This is a genomic window from Microcoleus sp. A006_D1 (assembly GCF_036702805.1).
Classification (GTDB): domain Bacteria; phylum Cyanobacteriota; class Cyanobacteriia; order Cyanobacteriales; family Microcoleaceae; genus Microcoleus.
In genome coordinates, this window is record NZ_JAUBVZ010000005.1 from 97,821 (window position 1) to 121,669 (window position 23,849).

General features: G+C 46.9%; 22 protein-coding genes. 13 read left to right on the forward strand and 9 right to left on the reverse strand.

What is annotated here, in order from left to right; genetic code table 11:
- Positions 1-8 precede the first annotated feature (8 nt).
- Positions 9-743 (reverse strand): nicotinate (nicotinamide) nucleotide adenylyltransferase, encoded by a 735-nt coding sequence (gene nadD, locus QUB68_RS10860; RefSeq protein WP_332992111.1) that lies wholly within the window; start codon positions 741-743, stop codon positions 9-11.
- An 89-nt stretch (positions 744-832) separates the two neighbouring features.
- Between nadD and QUB68_RS10865 the strand changes: the two genes are divergently transcribed.
- From QUB68_RS10865 to QUB68_RS10885, 5 genes are all read left to right on the forward strand, one after another.
- Positions 833-1,243 carry a hypothetical protein gene (locus QUB68_RS10865; protein WP_332992114.1) on the forward strand — a complete coding sequence of 137 codons (411 nt, stop codon included), beginning with the start codon at positions 833-835 and terminating at the stop codon, positions 1,241-1,243.
- Positions 1,227-2,783 carry a UDP-N-acetylmuramate--L-alanine ligase gene (gene murC / locus QUB68_RS10870; protein WP_332992117.1) on the forward strand — a complete coding sequence of 519 codons (1,557 nt, stop codon included), beginning with the start codon at positions 1,227-1,229 and terminating at the stop codon, positions 2,781-2,783. The genes QUB68_RS10865 and murC overlap by 17 nt, the downstream gene beginning before the upstream one ends.
- A 157-nt stretch (positions 2,784-2,940) precedes the next feature.
- Positions 2,941-3,897: a UDP-N-acetylmuramate dehydrogenase gene (gene murB / locus QUB68_RS10875; RefSeq protein ID WP_332992119.1), complete on the forward strand. Its 957-nt coding sequence runs from the start codon at positions 2,941-2,943 to the stop codon at positions 3,895-3,897.
- A 62-nt stretch (positions 3,898-3,959) separates the two neighbouring features.
- Positions 3,960-4,310 (forward strand): YbaB/EbfC family nucleoid-associated protein, encoded by a 351-nt coding sequence (locus QUB68_RS10880; protein WP_332992122.1) that lies wholly within the window; start codon positions 3,960-3,962, stop codon positions 4,308-4,310.
- 341 nt (positions 4,311-4,651) lie between these two features.
- Positions 4,652-5,140: a low molecular weight protein-tyrosine-phosphatase gene (locus QUB68_RS10885; RefSeq protein WP_332992124.1), complete on the forward strand. Its 489-nt coding sequence runs from the start codon at positions 4,652-4,654 to the stop codon at positions 5,138-5,140.
- A gap of 38 nt (positions 5,141-5,178) precedes the next feature.
- On the opposite strand, the gene QUB68_RS10890 is transcribed toward QUB68_RS10885, so the two are convergent.
- Together QUB68_RS10890 and QUB68_RS10895 are read right to left on the reverse strand one after the other, a co-directional pair.
- The gene (locus QUB68_RS10890; protein WP_332992126.1) at positions 5,179-5,919 is read right to left on the reverse strand and encodes a response regulator transcription factor; all 741 of its coding nucleotides are present in this window, start codon (positions 5,917-5,919) and stop codon (positions 5,179-5,181) included.
- Positions 5,920-5,991: 72 nt separating this feature from the next.
- On the reverse strand, positions 5,992-7,581 hold the full coding sequence (locus QUB68_RS10895) for a glucose-6-phosphate isomerase (protein ID WP_332992127.1): 1,590 nt from the start codon (positions 7,579-7,581) through the stop codon (positions 5,992-5,994).
- A gap of 621 nt (positions 7,582-8,202) precedes the next feature.
- Between QUB68_RS10895 and dusB the strand changes: the two genes are divergently transcribed.
- Both dusB and argF read left to right on the forward strand, forming a co-directional pair.
- Entirely contained in the window at positions 8,203-9,213 is a 1,011-nt protein-coding gene (gene dusB / locus QUB68_RS10900; protein WP_332992130.1) for a tRNA dihydrouridine synthase DusB, read from the forward strand.
- Between the two features lie 71 nt (positions 9,214-9,284).
- A complete protein-coding gene (gene argF, locus QUB68_RS10905) occupies positions 9,285-10,205 on the forward strand; it encodes an ornithine carbamoyltransferase (protein WP_332992132.1) in 921 nt (306 codons plus the stop codon).
- 307 nt (positions 10,206-10,512) lie between these two features.
- Here argF and QUB68_RS10910 read toward each other — a convergent pair whose 3' ends face one another.
- Positions 10,513-12,033, reverse strand: a complete 1,521-nt coding sequence (locus QUB68_RS10910; protein WP_332992135.1) for a family 10 glycosylhydrolase — start codon at positions 12,031-12,033, stop codon at positions 10,513-10,515.
- Between the two features lie 442 nt (positions 12,034-12,475).
- Between QUB68_RS10910 and QUB68_RS10915 the strand changes: the two genes are divergently transcribed.
- Positions 12,476-13,456, forward strand: a complete 981-nt coding sequence (locus tag QUB68_RS10915; RefSeq protein ID WP_332992138.1) for a hypothetical protein — start codon at positions 12,476-12,478, stop codon at positions 13,454-13,456.
- Here the strand turns inward: QUB68_RS10915 and QUB68_RS10920 are convergent.
- Entirely contained in the window at positions 13,453-14,637 is a 1,185-nt protein-coding gene (locus tag QUB68_RS10920; RefSeq protein WP_332992140.1) for a DNA cytosine methyltransferase, read from the reverse strand. The two genes, QUB68_RS10915 and QUB68_RS10920, sit on opposite strands and share 4 nt — an antisense overlap.
- A gap of 312 nt (positions 14,638-14,949) precedes the next feature.
- Between QUB68_RS10920 and QUB68_RS10925 the strand changes: the two genes are divergently transcribed.
- Positions 14,950-16,314 (forward strand): MFS transporter, encoded by a 1,365-nt coding sequence (locus QUB68_RS10925; protein WP_332992143.1) that lies wholly within the window; start codon positions 14,950-14,952, stop codon positions 16,312-16,314.
- 94 nt (positions 16,315-16,408) lie between these two features.
- Here the strand turns inward: QUB68_RS10925 and QUB68_RS10930 are convergent, their stop codons facing one another.
- Entirely contained in the window at positions 16,409-17,767 is a 1,359-nt protein-coding gene (locus QUB68_RS10930) for a calcium-binding protein (protein ID WP_332992145.1), read from the reverse strand.
- 356 nt (positions 17,768-18,123) lie between these two features.
- Positions 18,124-19,494, reverse strand: a complete 1,371-nt coding sequence (locus QUB68_RS10935) for a calcium-binding protein (protein WP_332992148.1) — start codon at positions 19,492-19,494, stop codon at positions 18,124-18,126.
- Positions 19,495-19,629: 135 nt separating this feature from the next.
- On the opposite strand from QUB68_RS10935, the gene QUB68_RS10940 reads away from it, so the two are divergent.
- The 4 genes from QUB68_RS10940 (at position 19,630) to QUB68_RS10955 (ending at position 22,252) form a co-directional block, all read left to right on the forward strand.
- The gene (locus QUB68_RS10940; RefSeq protein ID WP_332992151.1) at positions 19,630-19,839 is read left to right on the forward strand and encodes a hypothetical protein; all 210 of its coding nucleotides are present in this window, start codon (positions 19,630-19,632) and stop codon (positions 19,837-19,839) included.
- Positions 19,839-20,354: a GNAT family N-acetyltransferase gene (locus QUB68_RS10945; protein ID WP_332992154.1), complete on the forward strand. Its 516-nt coding sequence runs from the start codon at positions 19,839-19,841 to the stop codon at positions 20,352-20,354. Before QUB68_RS10940 ends, QUB68_RS10945 begins: the two co-directional genes overlap by 1 nt.
- A gap of 196 nt (positions 20,355-20,550) precedes the next feature.
- Positions 20,551-21,297 carry a HEAT repeat domain-containing protein gene (locus QUB68_RS10950; protein WP_332992157.1) on the forward strand — a complete coding sequence of 249 codons (747 nt, stop codon included), beginning with the start codon at positions 20,551-20,553 and terminating at the stop codon, positions 21,295-21,297.
- A gap of 55 nt (positions 21,298-21,352) precedes the next feature.
- Complete coding sequence (locus tag QUB68_RS10955; protein WP_332992160.1) at positions 21,353-22,252, forward strand: Rpn family recombination-promoting nuclease/putative transposase; 900 nt, start codon at positions 21,353-21,355, stop codon at positions 22,250-22,252.
- Between the two features lie 94 nt (positions 22,253-22,346).
- Here QUB68_RS10955 and QUB68_RS10960 read toward each other — a convergent pair whose 3' ends face one another.
- Positions 22,347-23,120, reverse strand: a complete 774-nt coding sequence (locus tag QUB68_RS10960) for a class II aldolase/adducin family protein (protein WP_332992163.1) — start codon at positions 23,118-23,120, stop codon at positions 22,347-22,349.
- 48 nt (positions 23,121-23,168) lie between these two features.
- Positions 23,169-23,849 carry a hypothetical protein gene (locus QUB68_RS10965; protein WP_332992164.1) on the reverse strand — a complete coding sequence of 227 codons (681 nt, stop codon included), beginning with the start codon at positions 23,847-23,849 and terminating at the stop codon, positions 23,169-23,171.

A 23,849-nucleotide genomic window follows, 5' to 3' on the forward strand; every position in this document is an offset into this window, starting at 1 on the left:
TAAGGCATTCAGCTTTCGGCTGCTGGTTGCTGGTAAAGGCTGTGAGTCGCAATATAACTTCGGACACTTTCCGGGACTAAGTAGCGGAAGTCGCGATTTTCGGCCGAGCAGCGACGGATGTGGCTTGACGAAATCTCGATCGCCCGCATCGCCAAAACCTGCCACCGAAGTTGCACTCCCAAAACAGCCATCTGTTCAGCAACTTTACAGCAAACAGCGTTTGTCTCAACCTGGATTGTATCTCGGGCCCAATCATCAATGCTCGACTTTCCCATCTCCGACTCCCCCACTCCGACACTCTCCCGTCCCGCCACCAACCAGTCACACAAACCGGCAATTTCCGCACAGCGGGGCCATTTGGCGAGAGTTTGGAGTGCGTCAGCACCGATAATCCAGTAACGCTGAGCCTCTGGATACAAATTTTGCAAATACAGCAGCGTGTCAATAGCAGAAGTTCCAGAGGGATTGGTATCCACTGGCAAAAGTCCAAAATCCGACCGCCCGGCCGTCGCCAGAGCCACCATTTCCCGCCGTTGGTCAAAACTTGCCAAAACACTGTGCGACTTGTGAGGAGGGGTGCGATCGCACGCCCAAATGACTCGATCGATCCCAAATTGACTCACCGCCGTCTCGGCCATCAACAAATGCCCGCAGTGAACCGGATCGAAAGTCCCCCCCAAAATCGCTACTTTTTCCATACAAAGTGGTAGTCTTGGTAAATCTTTGTGGGTTTCACCCCACATCGGGCTTAATTCAGTTGACAGTTGACTGTTGACTGTTGACTGTTGACTGATGAGGGCGACCTCTTCCTTTTAGGTAGAGGATTGGAGTAATGAATAGTTTTCTTTTAATTTCTCCCGATCAGGCTTCCGGCTTTAAACCAATTCTTTGGAGTAAAAACATCGCGGGGCCTTTGCTGACGTATCCCAGCACAGCAAGGGGATGGAAAAAATCATACAGGAATATGCGATCGCCCAAAATCAGTCTGTTGCCCCAGACCCCAAACCCCATCCTCTCTAACCTGCAATTTTATAGTTATGACTATTCCGGAAATCGACTCGGTACTAAGTCAAATAGGATACAAGACAAACCTCTCTACAAATCCCGAAATTTAGGGAAGCGCAGAGAATTGTATACAAAAATCTCTAGCGAACTGTATCCTGAAAAAACAATTCTTGATATGATATCGCGTGTTATTGGCGTGGCGTGGTGTGTGAGGAGCGAAGATGCCGAGTTCTGTTGATTTCAGCGGTAGACCATTTCATTTCATCGGCATTGGTGGGATTGGGATGTCAGCCATTGCCTATATTCTAGCTAAACGCAAGTTGCCTGTGTACGGCTCCGACATTAAATCGAGTCACATAACCGAGCGCTTGCAAGGAATGGGAGCTCACATTTTTTGGCGTCAAGATGCCAGCAATTTTGAAGTATTTCAAACAGTCCTCAACGGTAGCAGTCCTAACCTCGGGCCGCAGGAAAAAGCCGTATCCTCAGCAGTCGCTGGCACGGTAGGGACTTCCGTGGCGACAGCCGAATCTCTCAAATTGAACGGCAACGGTTCGGGCACTCAAGCAATTGGGGGATTGCCTCAAGTAGTCTGTTCGACGGCAATTCACCCGGCAAATGCCGAATATCGAGCTGCTTTAGATTTGGGCTGTCCGATTTTTCATCGATCGGATGTGTTGGCAGCCTTAATTCAAGATTACGAAAGCATAGCCGTAGCGGGGACTCACGGCAAAACTACTACTAGCAGCTTAATCGGCTTCATGCTGATGGCTGCGGGTCTAGATCCGACGATCGTTGTAGGAGGCGAGGTAAATGCTTGGGAAGGCAATGCCCGTTTGGGGCAAGGCCCTTACTTAGTTGCCGAGGCTGATGAATCCGACGGTTCTCTCGTCAAGCTGGTAGCCAAAATAGGCATAGTGACGAATGTGGAACTGGATCATCCAGACCATTACGATACCCTCGACCAGGTAATAGACACATTTAAAGTGTTTGCCCAAAACTGTCAAACTTTGGTGGGCTGCATTGACGACGAAATCGTCAAAGACTGCCTGAGACCTCATGTAAGTTATAGCTTGCAGCCGGAGAGAGGTGCTGACTACACGGTTTCGAGTGTGGAGTACGGTTCTGAAAGCACCAAGGCTCAAATTTGGGAGCGAGGAACTCTGCTGGGGGAAATGGAGCTGAAGTTGCTAGGCAAACACAATCTCAGCAATGCACTAGCTGCGGTAGCAGTGGGTCGATTGTTGGGGTTGGAGTTTTCGGCGATTGCGAAAGCGATTGCCGGCTTTGAAGGCGCTCGCCGCCGTTTTGAGGTGCGGGGTTTTCATAATGACATCCTGTTTGTGGACGACTACGCCCACCACCCGAGCGAAATTCTAGTCACCTTGGCTGCGGCTCGCTTGCGGATTGAAGGTAGCCAAAAGAATCCTCAATCCCGAAGAGTAGTTGCTATTTTTCAACCGCACCGTTACAGCCGGACTCTGACGTTTTTGCCAGAATTTGCTCAGTCTTTTGGGGATGCAGATTTGGTTGTGGCTTGCGATATTTATAGTGCTGGGGAACCGAATTCAGGAGAGATTACCGGGCAGCAGGTTGCTGATTTGATTGCTAAACAAGGCTCAAAAGTTGTGTTTGCGCCTTCCCTAGAGTCCGCACGCAAGTTTTTAACCGAAAATCTGCAACCGGGGGATTTGGCTCTGTTTTTGGGTGCTGGCAATCTAAATCAGATTATTCCAGAGGTTATGGCTTTTTATCAAGAAGCCGATCGCCCGGATTAGCTCTCAGAGCCCCGGATTAGCTCGACAGCCAGGGCGGTGCAGGTTGTACCGACACTGCTGGAAGAGCGACTCGCTCAAAATGGCGACATAAGTTAAGTAAGTTACGTAAATCAAATTTCAACCGCGTCGATCGTAGGTATTTTTAAGGATTTTCAAGATGGTGACTATCTCGAATGACTCCTCAGTTAAGGAAAATCGGCGAGTGTATTCTCCTATTTCTTTGCGGGGAACTGACTGTCAGATCGACTCCCAAGTTTCGCTGGCCGGTCTGACTTCCTTCCGAGTCGGCGGCCCGGCCGAGTGGTATATTGCTCCCCGCAGCATGGAGGCTTTGCAAGCGAGTTTTGCCTGGGCACAGGATGAAGGCGTGCCGGTGACTCTGCTGGGTGCGGGTTCTAATTTGTTGGTGAGCGATCGGGGTTTGTCCGGTTTGGTCGTCGCCACTCGCTACCTGAAACAGGTAAATTTTAATGCAGAAACAGGTCAAGTTACAGCCGGGGCGGGTGAGTCAATCCCTCGCCTCGCTTGGTTGGCGGCTAAACGCGGCTGGAAAGGTCTAGAATGGGCAGTCGGCATCCCAGGCACCGTGGGAGGGGCTGTGGTGATGAATGCGGGCGCTCACAGGGACTGTGCTGCCGATATTCTGGTCAACGCTCGCGTGCTATCCCCTGGCGGTAAGGTGGAAATTCTGACTCCCCAAGAGTTGGAGTACCGCTACCGGACTTCGGTGCTGCAAGGGGGCGATCGCCTGGTAACAGAAGCGACTTTCCAGTTGCAACCGGGATTCGATCGATCGCAAGTCATGGCAGAAACTAATAACAATTTCAGCCAGCGGCGGACGAGTCAACCCTACCATCTGCCTAGTTGCGGCTCAGTCTTCCGCAACCCCAGCCCAAAGGCAGCAGGTTGGCTGATCGAACAAGCGGGACTCAAGGGATATCAGATCGGCGGCGCTCAAGTAGCTCAGCGCCATGCTAATTTTATTCTTAACTGCGGGTCGGCCACGGCCAATGATATTTTTCAAGTGATCCGCCACGTTCAACAGCAAGTCGAACAGCGGTGGTCGCTGTTGTTGGAGCCAGAAGTTAGAATACTGGGAGACTTCCCATTCTAAGGCATGATTGAAGTAATACGGAAACGGCACACTGCCAGCCCACACACCATCACAAAGTAGTTATGACAAAATCAGGACAAGGATTTGGCTTCGGCCTAGGTAAAATGAAAGAACTGACTGAAGCTTTCAAAAAAGCTCAGCAGGTTCAAGAAGGAGCTAAAAAGCTCCAAGAAGACTTGGATGTAATGGAAATTGAGGGAACTGCCGGCGGCGGCTTGGTTAAGGTTTTTCTCAGCGGCAACCAAGAACCTCGCCGGGTGGAAATCTCACCGGATGCGATCGGTGAAGGTGCTGATGTGGTTTCTGAACTCGTCACGGTGGCGATGCTGGATGCTTACACTAAGTCTACGGCTACGATGCGGGAGAAAATGGAAGAACTCACTGGCGGACTAAATCTCCCCGGTTTCGGTTAGTAATTAGCGATCGGTCAATTGTTGACTGTTGACTGTTGACTGTTGACTGTTGACTGTTGACTGATTAAACTTTCTGGAAAACCCCTATATAGCCTTTCTCAGGTACATGAGGTATGTAATAAGGCTTGAAAGTCCCGATATTCATGGAATCTCGTGTACCTCATCTTTCTAAGAAAGGCTATAGTAAGTGTCCCTACAATGCTATTTTGGGTAGGGACACGGCACTGCCGTATCCTAATTCCGGTTACTAATAATTCCGATGCAACCGGAAACAACAAACAACAAATAACTAATAACTAATAACTAATAACTAATAACTAATAACTAATAACTAATAACTAATGACTAAATTATTGTTTGTCTGCCTCGGAAACATCTGCCGATCGCCCTCAGCAGAAAATATTATGAATCACTTAATAAAAAAAGCTGGTTTGGGCGATCGCATCACCTGCGATTCTGCCGGAACTGGCGGCTATCACATTGGCAGCCCCCCTGACAGGCGGATGGCATTGGCGGCGAGGAAGCGAGACATTGAATTGTTAGGCGCAGCCCGCCAATTTCAAAGGAAAGATTTTGAAGATTTTGATTTAATTCTGGCGATGGATCGCGACAATTATCGGAATATTCTTGCTGTTGATACTGCGGGAAAATATCAAGATAAAGTACGGCTGATGTGCGATTTTTGCCAGAAACACGACCTTAAAGAAGTGCCAGATCCTTACTACGGCGGCCCGGAGGGATTCGATCGAGTAATTGATTTGCTGCTAGACGCGCAAGCAGGTTTGTTGGAGTACGTTATCAGTCAGGAAAAATTAACAATTAACAATTAACAATTACCAATTCCCAATTCCCAATTCCCAATTCCCAATTACCAATTACCGACCAAATGATGTTCCATCGCAAAGCGAACGAGTTCTGCACGGTTGTTACTTTCAGTTTTTCTGAATAAGCTGCTGACGTGCTTTTCGACGGTTCGAGGACTGAGGTGGAGCCGATCGCCAATTTGAACATTAGAAAGACCTTCTGTCACCAAATCTAGCACTTCTTGCTCTCGCTGCGTCAAAGTCAGAGCATTTTGGTGGAGAGATGCACGCGCGGCGGAGCTACCCCGTAGGGAATCGCCCGTTTTTGACTTTTGAGTTAAAAAATCGACTTCAGGATTGCCATTGGCTCTGCTGCGTGCCTCTGCTGGCATCTGTTCGGGTTCCGGGGAACGAGACGGTGCCTGAGCAATTAGAGCATAGCGATCGAGCAAAGAGCGAATTACCGCCCCCAATTCCTGAAGTTCAAAAGGCTTAGCCAGATAATTGTCACACCCCATCTGATAGCCGCGAACCCGTTCCTCCGTGCTCGTGCGTTCCGTCAAAAAAATCACCGGTAACAAGCGGAAAGCGGGACGAAGCCGAACTCGCCGCACGAATTCGTAGCCGTCCATCTGGGGCATTGTAATGTCGGTAACAATCAGGTGGGGCTGAAATTCCTGTACCAACCCTAAAGCTTCTTTGCCGTTCTCAGCAGGAATTACAGAGTATCCGATAATTTCCAAATAATCGGTAATCGACAGGCGAGTCGCGAAATCGTCGTCAGCAACCAGAATCGTCAAGGGCATGGGGAGACATTAAAAATTAAACATGAAAAATTAAAAGTGAGTAATTTCACTTTTAATTTTTTATTCTACTGTTTAATTTTGATAACTTGCAGTTAAAGTAGCAGGCTGCGCTAATTTTCCCTGCAAAGCTACGCCGCGCCCGTTGGCTGCCAAATGCCGCAGAGTTTTGTAAATTGTCTCAATTTGCTCTGGGCTTCCGGCTTTTTCGGCTAATTCTGCTACAGATAGAGGTGTTTGGGCGTCTTTGAGCACTTGCAGTACCCGTTGCTGCAAGTCCAAGACAGCAGCAGCCGCTTTTTTGCCTGCTTCCACCCCTGGCTGGTGATAGGCATTGACATTCACCAAGGAACCGTAAAAACCTACGGCTCTTTCGTAGAGGGCGATTAATGCTCCTACTGTCCGAGGGTTGACTTGGGGAATCGTGACGGTAATTGAATCTCGGTGATTTTCGTACAAAGCTTGTCGAGTTCCCTGCAACAAACCAGATAAATAATCTCCGCAAGTGACTCCGGTTTCTACTTCTGGGGAACTGCCTTGTCTGTCTTCCAATACTTCGATAAATGTGAGGAAGAAATTCGCCACGCCGTCTCGCAGTTGCTGGACGTAGGCGTGTTGATCGGTTGAACCTTTGTTGCCGTAAACTGCGATTCCTTGATGAACTGTGTTGCCGTCTAAATCTTCCTGTTTGCCGATCGATTCCATGACTAATTGCTGCAAGTAGCGGCTGAACAATAGCAGTGAATCTTTATACGGCAAAACTACCATATCTTTTTCGCCGCGTCCATTGCAGGCATAATACCATGACATGGCTAAAAGGGCGGCAGGATTGTGTTTAATGTCGGTAATTCTGGTAGCTGCGTCCATAACTTTCGCACCTTCGAGCATCGCCCGAATGTCAATGCCTTGCAAAGCTGCTGGCAAAAGTCCTACTGTTGACAGTTCCGAAGTGCGCCCTCCCACCCAGTCTGCCATCGGGAAGCTGGCAATCCAGCCTTGTGATTTGGCTAGTTTGTCTAGTTGGCTGTCTGTGCCGGTGATGGCAATTGCTTGTTTGGCGAAGTCGAGTTTTTGGGCGGCGAAGGCTTTTTGAACTTCGATCATGCCGTTGCGGGGTTCGGGGGTGCCGCCGGATTTGGAGATGGTAATTACTAGGGTGCTGGCGAGTTTGTCTTTGATTTTGTTGAGGATGCGATCGATCCCCGCCGGATCTGTGTTGTCGATAAAATGAATTGCTAGGGGTGGAATGTCTGGGGATAAAGCTTCGGCGACAAATTGGGGGCCCAGGGCGGAACCGCCAATGCCGATCGAGATTATATCGGTAAATTGCGGAGCAAATGGCGGCTTGATATCGCGGTTTTGAACTTTTTTGACAAAATCTTCGACTTGTGCTATGCCTTCGACTATTTCTTGTTTTAATTCTGGAGTGGGAGCTAAATCGGGGTTTCGCAGCCAGTAGTGGCCCACCATACGGTTTTCGTCGGGATTGGCGATCGCACCTGCTTCCAAAGCTGCCATGTCTGTGAAAGCTTTGTCAAACTTGGGCTTTAATGCTGCGGCGAAAGCGTCATCAAATCCCATCAGGCTGATATCGAGGTAAAGTCCCAATCCCTCGTGATAGTAAAGCCAGTCTTGATAACGTTGCCAGAGTGCTTTGGCGTCCATAGGAATCTCTACAATTTTTATAATGTTCGATCGGCATCGTCGGGAATCCAACAATTGTAGTTTAAAACGATCTGATGTCAGGATTTTGCAGAATCCCAATAAATTTAAGCATTAGTCGCTTGAAGGCTGAAGGCTGCGTGCGGCAGAATTAAACAATAAAAATATGACTTGGGTGGCACTTTTCGTAAGTAGATCGCCCATAGGTGGTAACGCCCCATAGATCGATCGAAAGTCAAGCAACAGCGGCATATAGATTTAAGAGTTGTCGGGTTGGGCTTTGGGTTCTGGTTTGACAATATTCTAATTCTGGCGATCGCCCGCTGTAAAATAGACATTGCAGTCTGGTTAAATATACTTTTAGCTGCCACTCAATAATTCACTAAAAATACAATTAACAACTCTCCATTACCGAAATTGTAGTATAATATACAGCAATACGGTTCACTTAAGACTGATCCCCCCTTAGCTTGCCCCCTACTCCCCCTTAAGAAGGGGGGGACAAGAGTATTTTCAAAGTCCCCCGACTATCCGGGGGATGCGAGGGGGATCTCCGGGCAATAAACAGCGCTAACTGAAACGTATTGGAATATACAGATATTAGAATTTAAAGTGCGATCGACTATGCTTACCCTATCTCCCGAATTAAAAGAAAGATTAGCAACTCCGCTCAAAATCGGCGACTTTGAAGTTAAAAGCCGCGTCTTGCAATCGCCCTTATCCGGCGTTACCGATTTAGTATTTCGCCGCCTGGTGCGCCGCTACGCCCCGGATTCGATGATGTACACCGAAATGGTGAACGCTACGGGTTTGCACTACGTAAAGCAACTGCCGAGAATCATGGAAATTGACCCAAATGAGCGCCCGATTAGCATTCAATTGTTTGATTGTCGGCCGCATTTCTTGGCAGAAGCGGCGCAGAAAGCTGTGGCAGAAGGAGCAGATACTGTTGATATTAATATGGGTTGTCCAGTTAACAAGATTACTAAAAACGGTGGTGGTTCTTCGCTGCTGCGAGATCCCGAAAATGCCGAGGCAATTGTGCGGGCGGTTGTGGAAGCTGTAGATGTTCCTGTGACGGTGAAAACTCGCATCGGTTGGAGTGACAAAGAAATCAATATTTTGGAATTTGCCAAGCGGATGGAAGATGCGGGAGCAAAAATGATTACCATCCACGGCCGCACGCGATCGCAAGGTTACACTGGCCCGGCAAAATGGGAGTGGATTCGTCGCGTTAAGGAAGTGTTGTCGATTCCAGTGATTGGTAACGGAGACATTTTTTCAGTGGAAGCAGCGATGCGGTGTCTGGAAGAAACCGGCGCTGATGGAGTGATGTGCTCGCGGGGAACTTTGGGTTATCCATTCATGGTGGGAGAAGTTGATTATTTCTTGAAAACTGGTGTGGAAAAGATACCTCCGACACCAATTGAACTCCTTGAATGTGCTAAGGAACATCTGCGGGCTTTGTGGGAATATAAAGGTGAAAGCGGTGTCTGTCAAGCGCGCAAGCACTTAACCTGGTATGCTAAGGGCTTCCCCGGTGCTGCGGAATTACGGGGTGTGTTGGCTGTGGTAGAAACGGTTGAGCAAGGTTGCAATTTGATCGATCGCGCGATCGAGCAATTGCCCGCATAAACCTTGAAACAAAACCCGCCTCTGCCGGCTAAAATTTAAGACACAGTTAGAATTTTGTGTGTGGGGAAAGCATGGATTCATTAAAAGGGCGAGATTTATTAAGTCTGGCAGATTTAAGCATTGATGAATTAAATTATTTGCTGGATCTAGCAGCCAGTTTAAAATCAGGAATGGTCAAGCTGAAACGCAATAAAGTTCTCGGCTTGTTATTTTCCAAAGCTTCAACGCGAACGCGGGTGAGTTTTACGGTGGCAATGTATAAATTGGGAGGGCAAGTAATTGACCTCAATCCCAACGTTACACAAGTCAGCCGAGGTGAACCTTTAGTCGATACAGCGAGGGTTTTAGACCGATATTTGGATGTTTTGGCAATTCGGACTTTCGATCAAAAGGATTTAGCAACATTTGCCAATTATGCAAAAATTCCTGTAATTAATGCGCTGACAGATGACGAACACCCATGTCAAGTGTTGGCGGATTTGATGACAATAAAAGAGTGTTTTGGTAAGCTGGAAGGAGTGACGCTGGCTTATTTTGGCGACGGTAACAACATGGCAAATTCGCTGATGTTAGGCTGTGCAATGACAGGGATGAATGTCAGAATTGCTTGTCCTGAAGATTTCAAACCTAATTCTGAGATTGTGGAAAAAGCTCAGGCAATTGCTAATGGAAAAACAGAAGTTATTGTGACTGCTGATGCGGCAGCGGCGGCGAAGAATGCTCAAGTTATTTATACTGATGTTTGGGCGAGTATGGGACAGGAAGAAGAAGCGAAACTCAGGATTCCTTTGTTTGAGCCTTATCAGGTAAATGAAAAACTGCTAGAGTTAGCCGATCGCCATGCAATTGTACTGCACTGTTTGCCGGCACACCGGGATGAAGAGATTACCGATGCGGTGATTGAAGGTTCGCGATCGCGCGTTTGGGATCAGGCAGAAAATCGGATGCACGCTCAGCAAGCTTTGTTGGCTGCCATTCTCGAAAGCGATTAGGAATAGAGAAGAGAAGAGAAGAATCAGAGAAGAATCGGCGGTTGAAACCGCGTCTACACAAACGAAGTCCGCCTGCGCGGACTGAAGAGTTAAAAAAAAGCCAATTATCTCTATCTTTCTCTCTTCTCTTTCTCTGCGCCCTCTGCGCCCTCTGCGGTTAAAAAAAATCTAATTCAAAAATGAATAGAATTGAGAATACTCGGCGGTTGAAACCGCGTCTACACAGACAAAACCCGGATGGTGCGCGGGTTGAAGAAAAGATGATAATTTAGGCGGTAAGGTGGGCAGCGCCCACCATACAGACTGATTAAGAGGCTCCGAAATTCACTTTTGTGACTTCACCGGCGACAACATTAACTGTTTGTTGAACTTGACTTCCATCAACTTTTAACTGATAAGTTCCAGGAGAAAGCTCGATCGCGCCAAACCATCCTTTACCATCAGCGCGCAGTTGATGCACCTTGCTATTAGCATCGATCGCCTGCAATGTCAAGTTCGCACCGTCGCAAGTTCGTGAAGCGAAGCTATCCCGTAGGGAATCGCACCGCTGCAAATTTCCGGCGATCGCCCCAGCAGTCGGCCGCGACTTCCAAGGCATATCGGGAATCCCCACCGCTGTCGCCCACACAGGCTGAGTTTCAATAGTTTTACCCGTCGCGCCATCAACGTATTGACTCGGTTGCGACAGCGCCGTATAAAACCAATCATTACTCTGCGACACGAATTTCCAAGGCTGGCGGGGCAAATCACCGCTGCCGCCCGATCGCCATTCGACGTTGGCGTACACGTTGCTGCTAGCGTAGGAATACAGCACCGTACCCGCGACGTTATTTCCTTTCGCAGAAGGCTGTTCAGCGCGGCGGATTTGCGCGAGGGTGTCTTCGATGTAGTTGAGATAGTTGCCGGGGCCGATCGCAATTTGGCGGTTATATTGGTGGTCTTTAGCGTACTCGATCCAGTGGTTGTAACCCATCTTCTGCTGAGGCTTGTACTCGCGCTGGTAAGTCATCGGCATCGCCATGTCGATAATACCTTCTTCCAGCCAAGCGCGCCAATCCTGCAATACTTCTCTGTACGGCTGCGTTTTATACCAGCCTGCATCGTTTTTCGGGCCGTCTCCCCAGGCGATCGTCGCCGCCGTAATTTTAACACGCGGTTTAATTGCCAGGGCTTCCACATAAAGCTTCCGCACTAAATTTGTCACCTGATCGCGCCGCCACTGCATCCACAGGGGATCGCTGGCTGCCGGTTTGCCCGATCGACCGTTTTGCTGGTTGAAACGGGCGATCGAAGTAGGATTGTAGCCCCAATTAGGCCCGCCGTAGCGCACATAATCGAGCTGTACGCCGTCCACATCGTAGCGCTTCAGCAAGTCCAAATAGACGGAAACAGTATAATCTAGCGCGTCTGGATGGCCGGGATCAAGAAAACCTTTTGCTTCGCCGCCCGAAGTCAGCATCGCCCAATTGTCCTTTCCTGGGGCATCGGGCCCGTGTTGTTGCCAAACGTGATTGGCGGGAAGTTTGCCACCGGAAACTACTGGTAGCGTCACCATCCAGGCGTGTACTTCTATACCTGCGGCGTGGGCTTTGTCAATCAAATCTTGGAGGGGATCGAAACCTGCTGGAACATTCGGATCGGTGGTGCGGGGTTCGATCGCACTCGTGTAAAAAGCATCGCCGCGGCGGCGGACTTGGGCGACGATCGCGTTGGCATTGGCTTTCTGTGCGTCTGCAATCAACTTTGTGACTTCTTGAGGGGTTTTGAAACCTGGGTTGAATGCGTCCACCCAGAAGGCGCGAAATTCGCTAGTTTGGGTTTGTGGCATAAGGGCGTTAGCCCGTGAAGGGAAAAAGTTTGATAACCAACCGGGAGTCAGCAGAAAACTGATTGTTAAGCCGATCAGGAACAGGCTTGACAAAAAGAAGGTTTTGGTCTTTCGCATGAGGAATGTGTGAGAGAGCGTTTAACTGTCCTTTACGGACTTTTGGTTTGAGCGTCCGCTTGACATTTTGGCACATCTTTGAGTTAAAAAAACTGATGGCGTGAAACTGTGTTCTGGAATAGCGATCGCTTATACTGAACTCTGGTATTTTCTATACAATCTCCCAAATTTTTAAATGTACGAACGCACTGATACTGAGATTGAAGCAATCCAAGAACTGATATCGCCACACTTTGGAACTGACTTTGAGCCTGACGAACTGACAAATAGCGAACAGACAATCATCCAACAAGTATTGGAATACGTAGGTAGCAGGTTTACCCGGATGAAGTATATCCTCGGTCTTGCCCTTGATTTTGCGATCGTCGCACAGCGTCTATCTAATGTTGATGACTCTGCCAAAAGATTAAGAGAGCATCTGACAATTGAACAATTATTCCAACGTTATCAAGTTGTCACTGAACGGGGAGAACAACAGGCAAATACACTAAGTTTAAAATTTGGTCAATCTACTCAAGTAGGTATCCGACGTATAGAAGAATCACTTGTTCAATTTTTTCACACTCTAAATCGTTCTAAATATCCCAGTGCTTATGTTTACAATACAGGTCAATGGCAAAAGTTTCAAGACCTACTGATTCTCTGTTTTCGTCTGTCCGAGTCTGGACGATTTCAACTCTGCCAACAACTTATTGATTTTGGTCTTGAACGATTGCCAAAGAACATATTTGTTACTAGAGACTCTTTACGAGTTCGTTTATTTTCCGAGATAGTAAACAATTACCCGCGCAGCGCTCCAGATGAGAATGGAGGTTTAGTTTTTCAAGCCATTGCTTGCGGTTATTTTAAAGCCGATCGACCTCATCTCAGCTTTGCCGTTGATAAGGTACGCACAGGTTCGTCCAGACAGCGGCGTTTTGGAGATATTGACTGTTATTATGGTCTGGATCTAGAAATATCAATAGAAGTAAAAGACTGCCACATTTCCCTGAAGAACCTCAAGCAACAATTGGGAAGTTTCCAGAAACAAGTAACAGGCAATCAAATCCTTGGTGTGGCTTTTGTACTCTCCATAGATGGGGAAGCGAGTTCTGTACTTAGCGACAGCGGTATCATTTCCTTCGCACAAGACGAGATCATTAAATCCGTGAAGATCTGGGATTGGCAAAAGCAGGATGCAGCCGTGCATGAAATGCTTCACTATCTTGCTCACGTTGAACAGAATCCTAGTGCTGTTGGCAGGCTGCTGGCATTTATTGGCGATCGAGATCCCCAACACAACTCTCTTACTTATTTTCAAAGTTAAACTGTGATTTCAAGAGCAAGCTGAATCGGAAAATTTAACTCTGAATTTAGTTGCTTTACTTTTTGCGATCTGGCTCTAACAATTTCATCATCTGAATGGCTTTGATAAGCCTTGACAACTTCCTTTCCTACCGCAAATCCGAGTAGTGGCGGTACGGCATTTCCGACTTGAAGATACTGTGATGTTCTCGAACCAATAACCTCAAAATCATCGTCAAAAGATTGCAGCCTCAATCCTTCACGGACAGTCAATCCCCGATGCTGGCTGGGATGAGTGGCTCGTGCAGACGAAGGTTTTCTCATGTTAGATGTTACAGCAATAGCTGGTTTATCACTAGCTAGTCGAGCATAGCTATTGTGAAAACCGCTGGCTGGTTGAAGGCGATCTGGAATTGACTTTCTGTTGCCACCATCTGGGATATACTTCAGAATTTCAATTAAATTTTGTGAATGATTTGCCGCCTCGTGATGTAACAGTATATTGGCGGTTTTCCGCCTAGCTATTTGATAGTCAGTTTGCGGCGTAATCTGGTAAATTTTACATATTTCTCCAGCATTTAATGGCGGCAAATCTGAAATTGCATCAGCTACATTCACATAATAGTGAGAACTTGGCAGTGGAAACTCAGGCGGCAACAATCCATCAAGCCAACCTATAAAAAAAGCACGTTTTCGCAGTTGTGGTACGCCGTAATCAGCCGCTTTTAAAATGCGACATTTCATGTGATAGCCGATATCAGCAAAGCTAGCAATGACTGAATCACGCACCTTGCCTCCCTGCATTACCAGCATTCCTTCAACATTCTCGATAATCACATAAGCAGGACGAATTTCAGCCACCAAATCGCGAAAATTACGCCATAAAGAATTGCGAGGATCTGCGCTTTCTCGCTTGCCAACGGTGCTAAATCCTTGGCATGGTACTCCCCCAGTAATAATGTCGATTTCTGCTACCGAAATTTCAAAGAACTCCTCTATCTCGGAAACGGTTGTCTGTGTTAAGTCAGATAGCAAACAGGGAAGTGGAGATAGGTTGCGTTCAAAAGTTTGTTTGGCGTTTTGACAGTAATCTATGCCGCCGATTGCTTGAATGCCAGCACGTTTAAAACCCAGAGTTAACCCTCCAATGCCACAAAACAAGTCAAGGCTACGCGGAAAATGCTTTGTTTGAGTTTTTGTCATCGTTAACTACCTCTTGAGAGAACTATATGGAAAGTCAACATACTTTTGCGAACTTACGGCACTTCTGACTGGGATAAGAATGTCCGCGCTGACTTCGTTCATTTTAACGGACAACATCTGTTGCAGGTTTATTGAAAAAATGAAAATATTTGTGAGTCAGAATGATGCTAAAATACACTGTTTGTATGGCTGCCGCTCGCCTCAGAATAACATATACTGTGATGTCAGCGGTTTAATTGACCGGAATTGTCGATCGCACTCAGTAAACCAGATCAGTAAATCAGATCAGTAGTTAGCCCAAATATGTCTGCAATGGAAAAAAAACAAATCGATGGATTGTGGGTCTCAGTATTGTACTTTGCTCAGGGTCTCCCGTACACCGTCGTTAATTTAATGTCGGTGATTTTTTTGAAAGGTATGGGAACCAGCAACGAGATGATCGGATTGACAAGTCTTTTGTCTTTTCCGTGGGTATTAAAAGGTTTGTGGGGGCCCGTCGTTGATATGTATTCCACTAAACGCAAGTGGATTTTAACGACGGAAATTATTTCTATTTTTCTGTTTGTGTTGCTGACTTTTGGTGTATTGACGCCACAACCGGTTATCATATCACTGGTGCTCTTTACGGCGATCGCCTTTGTGTCCGCTACTCACGACATCGCCATTGATGGATTTTATTTAAACACTCTGAATAAAGACAAACAAGCGCTATTTGTCGGCGTTCGCAACACCGCCTACAGGGGTGCAGTTATTGCCGGAAGCGGTGTATTGGTGTTCTTAGCCGGGAAACTGGCAGAACAGCATTTAGTAACAGGAACTGCGGGCGATACGAAAGTATACCAGGATATTCAGTTGTCATTTTTGGGCTCGTCTTTTAGCGTGTCTGCACTTAAATATGGATGGGCGACAGCATTTGGCATTTGTGCCATTATATTTGTGCTGATTTATCTGTTCCAGCGCTGGTATCTTCCCTATCCTAAAAATTATGCTGTCGCCGACGGCGCACCCCAGCAGACAACGAGCTTTATCGAGGCATTTAAGACTTATTTCCAGCAAGATAAAATTGGTTGGATTGTGACTTATGTCTTAATTTTTCGGTTGGGCGATGCCTTGACATTCAAAATGGCTCCTCCATTTTTAATGGATAAAGTTGAGAAAGGAGGGTTAGCTGTTTCTACGTCGGAAATGGGTTTGCTATCGGGTACTGTCGGGGTAATTTTTCTGTTAATCGGAGGGTTGCTGGGCGGCTATTTGATTGCCAAACAAGGATTGAAAAAATGGATGTGGCCGACGGCAATTCTCCAAAATTCGACTAACGTGCTGTATTGGCTGTTGGCAATAAATCAACCGGGGATTGAATGGGCCTATGCTGTAAATTCGATCGAGCAATTCACCTACGGACTTGGCGTAGCTGCCTATACAGTGTTCTTAATGCGGACTGTCAGGCCTGAATACGAAGCATCACACTACGCGATTACAACGGCTTTTATGGCCGCAGGAGTGCTGATTCCTGGGGTTTTTAGCGGCTACTTACAGGCAGGACTGGGCTATCAAAATTATTTCTTGTTTAGTTCACTGGCTGTGATTCCCGGTATGCTAACCATTTTCTTTCTGCCGCTAGAAGACGAGAAAAAATTAGCATCCATGCCCAGGCCAGGACTCGACGATTTCGATTAATATACAGCAGATTGCAGGTCGAACGAGCATACCTCAGAAATCAGGACACAACATTGTTGTGTCCCTACCGAATATCTGTATTGGTAACTGCTAACTAAATCGCAATAAAATCGCTAGCTGTCAGCGGACTTCTGCGGAGGCCGGGAATATTGGCAAGAGCTTGACCGTTACTTGCAAGTTCGATGGTTGTTGAAATATCGCCTTGAGCGATTGTCAGTTGGTTGAAGGTCAAACCTTTACTTAAACCGATTAAATCTTGACCCTGTTGAAAGTCTAAAATTGTGTCTGGCCCCGCGCCGATTCCTAACACTAATACGTCGCGTCCTGCGCCGCTAATTAAGAGGTCTGCACCCAATCCTCCAATTAGCGTATCGTCTCCTTCTCCACCGTTCAAAACGTCGTCTCCTTTGCCACCGTATAGCAGGTCGTTGCCAAGGCCACCGCTGATATTATCCATGCCACCGTTGCCGCTGAGAGTGTCGTTTCCGCCATTGCCAATGATAATATCGTCTCCTGCTAAACCTGATGCTGTATTGTTGCCATCGTCGCCTACTAATTTATTAGATTTCGACGGATCGAGAGCAGTTTTGATTGCCACAACGTTTCCGATAAAGGAGCCTCCCGGAGCGGTTCTGGATTGCTCTAAACTGCTGCGCGATCGCAGCGATGTTCCCAGGGGTGGCAGTGCGTACTCTAAGCCGGCTAACAGCTCTAAATAATCGGAATCTGTGAAAGTGAAATCCGGGCGGTTCAACTGGTCTACAGAGATATCTGTTTTAGTCAAGCCAGGAGGAGGAGAGCTTAATAAACCAGTTTGTGTGTGCTTGTCCAAGACAAGTAGCGGGTTGATAATTGGGCTTGTATATGTTTCTAAAACTACTTTCCCCGGGATGAAAGCTTCTCCTCCCAAGCTGACAAAATCGCCGCTAACTACGTAGTGAGTTACATTTTTGCCGGCGCCGGCTTTTTGCTTAAATGTATTGACGCTACTCTGAGCGATTCCGGGAGAATTGAAGGTGACAATATCTCCGACTGTAGATGTGAATTCGGTGGCTGCTAGCTGCGTTAAAGCACCGCCCAAGCTGTGCCCGAGCAGGTCTGGTGGCAAGCGTCGGGGGTTTTTTGTGGTATCTTGACTGATTTGTGTCAGCCAATTTCCTAAGGCTTGTTTGTTGGCTTCAAATTGGTTGAAACCGACGCCGCGCTTGTCTGAGTTGGCAGCATCGTCTACAAGCGAGTCGGTGCCGCGAAATACTAAAACGGGGGGTTTGTCTGGGGTGGTGGAAATTAAGCCGATCGCGTGAAAGCCAGTTATCGGATCGTCAAAAGTGCGATCTATTTGGTAGCCAGCAGCCGTCAAGCCAGTTTGAACTAATGTTTGAGACTGGGGATTGTTATCTAGGTAAACAAGTTGCTTGGCGATAGTTTCGTAAGCGGCGGGGGAGGACGGCATATTTTTGATTTTTCCTGTTGTTTAACTGGGAATTGCTTTTTAAGCTAGTTACCTCATTTTACAGTAAGCTGCGTTTATTAACAATATTTATTTTTCTTATTTCCTTGTGTAAAATCATCAATGATTCTGCTTTGTACGGGCGGGTTTAGCCAACAATGTTTGTGAAAAAAAAACTCTTAGGAATGAGAATTAAATAACTTAAAATTTGATGATTCTTGTGGGATGGGCGTCCCGCCCGTTCTTTATGGACGGGCGGGACGCCCATCCCACAAACTTGTGTAAATTATTTAATTTGCGATCCTTAGTACAAAACCCGCCGAGTTTTAGCGCTAACCAAACTACAAACTTTTTTGCACTTAAAGCTGCACAAAATCCTGCCGCGTAATATCGCTCGTCGTCACGCCTGTGAGAGTAGCAAGAATTTCGCCAGTAACCGGGATAGTAATTAAAGCTCCGCCAGCACCTTGGCTGACTCTAATTTGAGCAAAAGTTAGACCCCGCGACAGTGCAATTAAATCTTCACCTTTTGTAAAATCGGCAATCACATCTGCTCCGCCGCCGGATTCCAATACAAAGCGATCGCGCCCTGCGCCGCCAATTAAATAATCGTTGCCAAACTCGCCGGAAATCAAATCGTTTCCCTCGCCGCCCTCCAAATAATCGTTATCTCTGCCGCCGTACAAGAAATCGTCGCCAGCGCCGCCGCTGATGCTGTCATTACCTCGATTTCCTCGGAGAGTATCGTTACCGCCGTTGCCGATAATGGTATCCTCTCCAGGGCCGCCGGTCGCAGTATTATTGCGAGCGTCGCCTAATAAATAATTCGGTTGGAGGGGAGCTAAACCGAATTGCATTTGTCTGATTAAGTCCACAAAAGAAAATTCGGGGGCTGTTCTCAAGCTCTCTGCACCCGCTCGGCTTCTAATTGCCACTGACACGTTGGGTAGGGGAAGATTTAGTGCAGCGATAAATTCGTTAAAATCTGAGTCGTTGTTGCTATAAGTAAAGCCGGGACTGTTTAAGTCTTCGAGGGAAATTTGCCTCTGTACAAAATCGGCGGGTGGAGCAGTTAACAAATTTTCGGTTCGATGTTTTGCTAAAACAGTTAAGGGGTTTATGCTGGGGTCGATAAAACTTTGGAAAAATACTTTTCCCTGTATAAATGCTTCGCCAAACAAGCTGACAATATCTCCGCTGACAATGTAGTGACTGACATTTTTGTTGCCGGCTCTGCTGAGGTTTCTCCGAAAATTGTTGGCGATAGTCGCTGAGACTCCGGGAGAGTTGAAAGTAAAGATATCGCCGGTTATAGATGTGTATTCGCTGGCTACGATTTGAGCGATCGCTCCGCCCCAACTGTGACCGACGACATCGGGCAATAATTTGCTGGGGTTTTTAGCAGGATCTTGACCGATTTGTGTGAGCCAATTTTTGAGATTATCTTTGTTGCTTTCAAATTCGGGCAAGCCAATGTCGCGGGAGGCGGAAAACATCGCGTCGCCGTCGATGAAGTCTGTACCTCGAAATACGAGGACTGGCGCTTTTTTGGGGTCGGAGGAACCGAAGCCGATCGCGTAAAAGCCTGTTTCTTTGTCGTCGAATACGCGATCGATGTAGTAGCCGTTAGTATCCAGGAAACGCGAAACTTGATTTTGCGCGTTCGGCTTTTGATTCAAAAAAACAATTGACTTAGCGAGAGTTTCATAAACAGCAGGCGAGGCACTCATAATATTATATTTTTTGTTTGTTGGTATTTGCGAAAGCGAGATTGTGAGCTAGTTGTCCAATGGCCGCCATTATAACGGACAAGATTTGTATGGTACACTTGATAAGATCAACTCAAGAATCATTTTTTTGCGGTTATGGCTATCATTCGTCAATACATTGCTCCATTTATAGCGATATTAGTATTTTTTGCGGCTCTGGTAGCAGTCAGCGCTCGCATCTTTTTGCCGGCTGACATGGCGGCCCCAGCACCGATTGAGGAAGCGATCCCCCAAAAGCAAGCCGCAGGAGTGAATCCGATTTTCTTGGGGCTAAATTATTCCCCTCTCCGTATCCGTATCCGCTGATGTCGCTTGGGCTGATACCGGGCTACTGGCTGCGATCGGGTTCTGGACTCGATCGCGCAAAACTACTAAAGTTCCTGCACCATACTTACCGAGAGCTTTACCCCGATCGGGAATTGGGACATTTGGCTCAAACTGTCGAGCAGTATTTTTCTAAACAGACGCCGCTTTGGTGGGTAGAGTGCCAGAAAAACAACCCCTTGGAGGCAGAAAGTTTGTCCGCCCTGCCTTCGGGATCTCTAAATCCCAAATCGGTTGTGGGATGTTTGTGGTTGGGAAATGCGATCGACCAAACCACCGGAGAACGCCACGGTCACATTTTTCTGCTCTACATAGCACCGGAACACCGCCGTCAGGGACTCGGTGCAGGTTTAGTTATTCATGCGGAAAATTGGGCGCGTTCCAGGGGCGATCGGCAAATTGGTTTGCAAGTTTTTTTGAGCAATCAGCCTGCGATGAATCTCTATCAAAAATTAGGCTATGAGAGTCATTCTGTGTGGATGATCAAATCTCTTTGAAAAACCAGAGGTATTTGTTTGCAGTCAGGACTTTAGTTCGGATTCATCCACATTATGAGGAGTCTTCGTCCTGACTGCGAACAATAGGAGGACGAAGAGTCTTGAATCGGAATCCTTTTATTGCCCGGAATGCTAATTTATATTGACCGCTGACTGAGTTGCGCCCGTAGCATCCTCTGTGCGGTAAAGTTTTTTTATGAACAATAACGACTACCCCAACGCCCTAGATCTTGATACGGAACTGGAAAGCCCTTTGGATCAATTTGACGAATCCGAGCCCCCGCTACCAGATCCCCAGGAAATGCTGCCTTTGCTGGAATCGCCGGAACCTCAGCACCGGATGATGGCGGCGCGGGCTTTTTGCGAATTGCAGGACGATCGCGCGATTTCGCATTTAATTAATTTGTTGAGAGACGGTTGCCCCTTGGTGCGGGTGAGTGCGGCTTATGCGTTGGGGCGAAATCCGAGTCCCGATGCTGTGGAACCGCTGATTCTTCAGCTCAACCGCGATTGGAACGGTTACGTTCGCAAAGGGGTAGTTTGGGCCCTGGGAAATTGCACGGATCACCGCGCTTTAGCGCCCTTAATTGATGCTCTGAGAACTGATATTTCGGCGGTGCGTTTGTGGGCGGCGAGTTCTCTGGGTCAAATGGCAAAAGTTGGTTACTATGTGGTGATTGCAGCGATTCCGCCGTTGATTGAATCGCTGCGGGGAGATGCTGTATCTGCTGTCCGCAGTAACTCCGCTTGGGCGATCGGGCAACTGGCGCGCGAATTGCCGAATAATGTAGTGTACGCTGGGGCGATCGACGCTCTGATTGAATCATTAGAAGAAGATCCAGATATGGGCGTGCGCGAAGATGCTAAATCTTCCCTATTACGAGTCGGCGATCCGCGAGGCTTGCAGATAATTGAAGACTTAGAAATGGAAGGACTGTTATGATTAAAATTTCCCAATTAAACACCGTTTACCAATTACCCTTTACCCGTTACCAATTATGATATTCATCAATCCCAAGACAGATTTTGGCTTCAAAAAAATCTTTGCCTCGCCCCAGCACAAAGAAGTTTTGATTAGCTTCCTGAATGCCATGCTCTACAACGCAGAGCCGACAATTCAAGACTTAGAAATCATCGATCCCTACGCCGCACCAGCCATTACTGGTTTAAAAGACACTTACCTGGATGTCAAAGCCAAAATTACAGGCAACAAAACTGTAATTATCGAAATGCAGGTAATTAATGTAGAAGCTTTTACGAAGCGCGTCATCTATAATGCAGCCAAAACCTACGCAACTCAACTCAAACCGAGAGAAGGCTACTCAAAATTAAATCCTCTGATTGCTTTAACAATTACAGATTTTGTTTTATTTGAAAATACCGAGAAATTTCTCACCCATTTTGTGTTTAAAGAAGTCGAAGAAAACATCGAGTATTACAGAGAAATAGAGTTAGTTTTTCTGGAGCTTCCCAAATTCAACAAAAGATTAGAAGAAGTTGAAGGTTTGATTCAAAGTTGGGCTTATTTTATCAAAAACGCTCCCGATCTGGAGGAAATACCAGAAAAATTTGCATCTGTACCAGAAATTCAAACAGCTTTTAACATTGCTAATAGGTCTAGTTTAAATCTTGAGGAATTAGGAGCCTTAGAAAAGCGGGAAATGTTCTTTGAAGACCAACGCGGTGCTGTGATTAAAGGTGTCAAAGAAGGTCGGATTGAGGGGCAAATAGCATTGATTTTGCGTCAAATCGCGCGACGTACTGGTGAGATTTCGCCGGAAATTCAAACTCGCATCCAGCAGCTATCTCCCGAACAATTGGATGATTTAGGTGAAATTTTGCTAGATTTTACCAGTCAACAGGATTTGATTGCTTGGCTTGAATCGGTGTCAGCGTAAATTTCTAATTATGTCCGGCAAAAAAGACACGGTAGTGCCGTTTCCCTGCGGATATTAGGACACGGCAGTGCCGTTTCTCTACGGATATCATGTGTTAATCTAATAGGTCGGGTTCCCGGTGCACAATCATGTCATACAGCGGTTGAAAGCTAAACCATCCCATGCGGTGCGAGCCTACTTGCTGCTGCGTTAAACGCGCGCATTCCGGTTTGATGAGAATGGGTTTTCCCGCTGCTTCGGCCATTAACTGCGCTTGACAAGAACGTTCCATCGCAATAAACCACCAAGCCGCTTCATCTACTGTTTGACCTACTGTTAATAGTCCGTGATTTTGTAAAATAATTGCTTTTTTGTCACCTAACGTTTTGGCGATGCGTTTAGCTTCTTCGATTTCCAAAACAACTCCGGTGTAATCGTCAAATAAAGCTTGGTCTTCATAAAAAGAACAAGCATCCTGAGTCAGCGGGTCAAGCAGGCGGCCCAAACTAGACCAACTTTTGCCGTAGGGAGAATGGGCGTGGGCTGCTGCAATTACGTCGGGGCGGGCGCTGTGTACTTGGGAATGAATGGCAAATGCTGCTTCGTTTACGGGTTTATTTCCCTCAACAACTTCGCCTTTGTGGTTGACTAAAATTAGGTCGCTGACTCGAATTAAACTAAAGTGCATTCCAAAGGAATTTACCCAAAAGTGATCGAGGTGTTCGGGGTCGCGGACGGTGATGTGTCCGGCAATTCCTTCGCTAAATCCGAAGCGGGCAAATAATCGGAGTGCGGCGGCTAAACGCTGTTTGCGGTGGCGACGTTCTTCTTCTATTGAGTTGAATATTGGGGGTTGAAAAGTAACTTTGGGAACTTTTACTGCAATCATAGCTGTTTGGTAACTGGTAACTGGTAATTAGTCAGTAGTCAGTAGTCATTAGTCATTAGTCATTGTTTCATATTCGCTGAGGCGCAGGCCTGCTATATTTTTGCAGTCGAAAGTGGCGTTGTTTCCCGGGTGCCGTTCGATTAATTCGATGATTTGTCCGGCGGGATTTTGCAGAAACCACTGGGTTAATGAGCCGTAGTTTAAAGGTCGATCGGACAGCGGTAGAAAGTTTTTGTTTTGCCATATTGTAGCAGCATTCTGCACGTTTTCGACTCGAATCGCGACGTGGTGAACTGCTGTCAATCCCCTTTCTTGTTGGAAGCGGTTTTTTTGGTCGCCTGTGGCGTGGGGCGCATCCAATACTACTAAGCCGCCGGCTGGCATTAATAAGGTCATTAAATGCAGCCACAAATCTGAGGGAATGTTGATGTTTCCGGTACAAAAGTTAATGGGAAACAAGTCTGGCCCTTCAACTATTTTGGCGCCGAAAGGGCGGAAAGATGCGGCGTAGTCTTCGAGTTGAGTGCGACTGGGAAATGTGATGACAAAGTGGTCGATCGCAACTGGTTCGTAGTACAGTTGTGTTTCAAACGTCCAGGTTGTTAAAAATTCGGGAGTGATAAATTTGGGGTTGAATTCCAGCAAGCCATTTTTTTCGATGAAAGGTGAGTCAAGATGGCTGTCAAGGTTGTTGTCTAATTTTAGGGTTGGTAGATTCAAGTTTTTCAT